This is a genomic window from Nostoc sp. UIC 10607 (assembly GCF_047228265.1).
GTDB lineage: Bacteria > Cyanobacteriota > Cyanobacteriia > Cyanobacteriales > Nostocaceae > Nostoc > Nostoc foliaceum_A.
In genome coordinates this window covers 1-1,240 of sequence record NZ_JBIQNW010000188.1, presented here as the reverse complement: position 1 = coordinate 1,240, position 1,240 = coordinate 1, and the positions used below count along the sequence as shown (strand labels likewise).

Below are 1,240 nucleotides of genomic sequence, written 5' to 3'. Positions count from 1 at the left end.
AGGAAAAGAACTCCAGCGATGAAGATAGATTGGAATGTTGTTAAGTAGGTTAGCACTGAGGGTAAGTAAACCGAGGAGAAAACAAGAGATTTGGCGTAATGGTTTTCGGTTGAGAGGTTTTGAGAAAGCGATGTGTTGAGGGGGAAGTTGTTCTAGATTTGGGGTAAGTGATTGATTTTCAGCATCACCACCAAGCATAACCATCCAAAGGGTAGAAACAGCAATGGCTAACCAAAGACGCTCTGCACGCTTTGGATAAAGCAAACGGGTATTGTGCCATTGCCAACCGTCAGATTTGATATCACGGTAGACACATTCAGTCGAAGGACGTAACCCATACCATAATGGGTCAGCCTGCTGTGGTTCAAGGTCGGTCAGAATTAACCACGGGTCTTTATAGCCAATATCCCAACAAGCAAGTAACGTGCATGGGAGTGGGTGTGTTTGAAAACAAACAACTCTTGAAGACCATAGTACTCCTGGAGTCCGAACCACAACAGCAAGTGAGTGCCATGTATTGTCTGGTGGAATTCTATAAGTTCCTTGATGGTTAATGCGTAAAAACGGATGCCAGCCAGCATCGACAATTAGTTGATACAGCCAAGGAGCATACAATCCTCGGTCAGCAGTCACAATCACATCAAAGCTACAAGGAATGGCATTTTGAAGTTTTTCGATGAGTTTTTGCCAATGTGGTTTCCAACTTCCAGGTTCGGTCGCTTTGACAACGCACCACGCTATCGGGATTCCACAGCCTGCAAGCAAAATATTCATCGATAAGACTACGAACTTGTCACTAATACTTGTCGCGTCAAGTGCTAAGGCGATTTGATTGATATTTCTCGGCAGTAAACTAATTACCCATCGCATTAATGGTGCAAAACAACTGCTGACATCAAGACTAGAGCGCTTTTTTCCTCTTTTAGCTTCTGCTTCCTGATACCATTCCTTTAGTCGCTGACGTACCGTATTTGGCTTTTCTCCATTTACCTTGGCAATGAAGTTAGATACCTGAGTTAAACTACTCGATTTGGTTATCACCATGCCAAAACTCCATGTCGCTAATCCTGCCACTTCTGGTAGCGACAAATGATTCATTTGCTGTGATACTATACATGACCAATCTCTAAGATGCTTATTTTTTAGCATTTTTAGTTCTGTATCGACCCTGGTTTCATACCTATCTTTACAGCAATACTAATGAATACTCACACCTGTGTAAAAAACCTACACCTGTCAG

The 1,240-nt window shown here is 42.7% G+C and carries 1 protein-coding gene; it reads right to left on the bottom strand.

What is annotated here, in order from left to right; all coding sequences use genetic code 11:
- On the bottom strand, positions 1–1,098 hold a 1,098-nt coding region (locus ACEYW6_RS36275; RefSeq protein WP_412983616.1), incomplete at its 3' end, for an endonuclease.
- Positions 1,099–1,240 lie beyond the last annotated feature (142 nt).